Origin of the sequence: Anaerorhabdus sp., assembly GCF_036637135.1 — a bacterium.
In the GTDB taxonomy this organism is placed as follows: Bacteria; Bacillota_I; Bacilli_A; order Erysipelotrichales; family Erysipelotrichaceae; genus Anaerorhabdus.
The window spans coordinates 1-2,907 of the sequence record NZ_JAVWNC010000109.1 but is presented as its reverse complement, the minus strand read 5'-3'; the positions used below and the strand labels follow the sequence as shown (position 1 = coordinate 2,907).

Sequence of the window (2,907 nt, the reverse complement as noted above, 5' to 3'; positions counted from 1 at the left end):
CCTCATGATTTGATTTTATTATATCACGTGTTTAATTTATTTTATTCAGTCGCAAGTGCAAATAACGGTTCTGGATATTGTTGAATGATTTCTTCATATGTTTTTAGTGCTTCAGCACTTAATTCATATTTTGCAATACTTGCTGGTACACGACGATAGCCAATATTCCATCCCTCAATATTACCAATTACTTCATCACTCGATTCTGATTTTGAAAGTGTAAGGATTTCAAATTCCCCGAATTTTCCATCTTCTGTAGAACCATCAAAATAATACATCAAGCGAATCATTATAATTTCTTCCAAATCAACGACTTCTAGTTTCAATTGTTCAGGTAACAACCCTTTACATTCAATCACGATTTGATCATCAAAAACAGAGATAATCGATTTAGTTTCTTCTGTTTTGATTTTTACATTGTTTGAAGCCTCTTCCCATATATCTTCTTGTGGGGTTGGCGTTATGCTCATAGCCGGTGTTGGTTCAATAGTAACTTGACTCGTCGGTTCTGGTTCTTCTTGATTTGTAGTACACCCAACTAAAATAACTAAAATACTAAAAATGAATATTATTTTTCTCATCTTATCTCTCCACGACTTCTATTAGTTGAACATCTTCATAATTATTTGCCATATGTTTTACTTCATCCAATTGCATTTTTCCTGATGCATCACAGCCAACATCATATCTTACTTTATTCACAGGTTCATAGATAATCCAATCTTCTGTTTTCTTAAGTATCTCTTCATTACTTATTGGTTCTTCACCTTTGTTTGGTTCTATATAGATAGACGCAAATAGCCCAAAACAATCTCTTTCATTAATACCATTCGGTGCATAATAAACATTAATCATGTTAAATGAGTCCGAATAGAAATAGGCATTAATCCAAAATCCTTCTGGTAAATTATCCGGTACCTTGATAACCACATCATTATCTCCCAGAGTATAGTAACGATATTGATCAGAAACAACATAATACCACGTTGTATCAATCGGCGCTTGTATATCATCAGGTAGTTTTAATGCACCTACAAAGCGACTAATGTTATGCTGTGAAGTAGGCCCAAAGATAACCCCATAATAATCACCAATTTCCCATTGTGACACCTCATCTCCTTGTTGCGGTAAAACAAAACTATCTTTTAATACATCATCATAGATTAAATCTGATGTGTCTTTAAATGTATATTGAACAATACTGCGACCCTCGACATAGACATGGTCATTCGGGAAATATTTAGGTACAAGCAAATCTTTTTTAATCAATTGTACATAAGCCATTACGCCATCCTCATTGATTAATGTTTTTTGATATCCATACTCATTCGAAAAATAATTATCTTCCCAAAAATTTTGGGGAACAGGATCATAAATAAGTACATCTCTCGTCTTGGCTGTTGTTATCGGTTCGCTCGCTTTGATTTCACACCCCACCAAACAAGAAGATACCAAAACGCCACACAGGAAAATCATAAGAAATGGTAAATTCATTTTTTTCTTATTCATTTCTCCAAGTGCTATTAAACGATCTTTCAATGATTTTTTATCACTTCCAAATGAACTTATTAAAGGCTTTTTCACTACCTGATTTTTCTTCGCTATTTCAAGTATTGTATATCCATAATTTTGTTTGGTTTCCAATGAATCGTGACAAACTACGCGTTCATCACAAACCTGTTCAATGTCTTCCAAAGCAACACGAATCATTTGATGCACAAATGGATTAAACCAATGCACCACTCCCACAAAGAAAAGAATGAATTGATAGATTAAGTCATGATTCTTATAATGATACAATTCATGCCTCAAAACAAAGTCTAATTGGTAGTCTCGTAATTCAACCGATGGTAATACAATTGTAGGATGAAACATACCAAACAGCATTGGACTAATTGCATAATTACATTGTTTAAACTTGATATTACGATGAATTCCTATTCCTGATTTACACTTCCTTAGTAAATTTATTTTATCCTTATCTTCAATAACTTTACTCTCTTTGTTCATCAACAACATAAATCAAATATATTTTGTTCCTGCAAGTATCCAACAAACTATTACTCCGCCAAACCAAATCCACCCAACAATTTCAAGAAAAGTAAGAGAAGGATTATTTTCAATGACACGAGTTTGATTTTGTATTTTTACCGAAGAAGGTAATGTCCCTAATGATTTAATCAGTTCTTCACCTTGTTTTTTAGTTGGTATTTCAATGATTTTATTTTGTATCTGAATAGGCGTATTTGTTGGTAATACAAAGTTAAACGGCACCATTAAGCGAAGTGCTATGACTAACCAAATCCAATACTTGAAGACTGCTTTAAACGTCTTTGAAAAATAGGGACGTAGTAATAAACAAATTATGATTACTACACTCATGGTTAGTGATACTTCAAACAAACCAAGAAGCCCTTTACTCATCTCATCTTCCTCAATAATTCTTCAAGTTCATCAATATCTTCACTTTTTAGTTTTTTTGTTTTTACTAATGTCACAAACAAACTTGTCACTGAATTATGATGTAGTTTATCCATAAAGAAATTCGTTTCATTTGCTTGATATTCATCAAATGAAATCATCGGCGCATAACTTTTTATATTCCCTTTGCGAGTTACAACAACATAGGATCTTTCTTCTAAACGAGCTAATAAAACATTAATTGTCGAACGAGTCCAACCCTTTGTTGTCTCAAGTTCTTGTACAACCTCACTTGCTTTGAGTGGCTTATCAGCCTTCCACAAACACATCATTACTTCAAATTCTGCTTCTGGTATTTTTTTAAATTCTTTCATTATTTTGTCCTCACCGTTTACTTTTGTCAACATTATTGTATCCAATTTGTTTACATGTGTCAACGCTGACAGATAAAGAAAATCGCATCGTGATGATGCGATTCATTATTTC

2 protein-coding genes and 1 pseudogene are annotated in these 2,907 nt (G+C 32.8%); all 3 read right to left on the bottom strand.

Annotated elements, in window-relative coordinates:
• Window positions 1-41: 41 nt before the first annotated feature.
• Window positions 42-581, bottom strand: coding sequence for a membrane lipoprotein lipid attachment site-containing protein (locus tag RR643_RS11515; protein WP_332469890.1), 540 nt, complete (start codon window positions 579-581; stop codon window positions 42-44).
• A 1-nt stretch (window position 582) separates the two neighbouring features.
• Window positions 583-2,424 (bottom strand): annotated as a pseudogene (locus tag RR643_RS11510) (M56 family metallopeptidase).
• Window positions 2,421-2,795, bottom strand: coding sequence for a BlaI/MecI/CopY family transcriptional regulator (locus RR643_RS11505; RefSeq protein ID WP_332483304.1), 375 nt, complete (start codon window positions 2,793-2,795; stop codon window positions 2,421-2,423). The pseudogene RR643_RS11510 and the gene RR643_RS11505 overlap by 4 nt, the downstream one beginning before the upstream one ends.
• Between the last annotated feature and the right edge of the window lie 112 nt (window positions 2,796-2,907).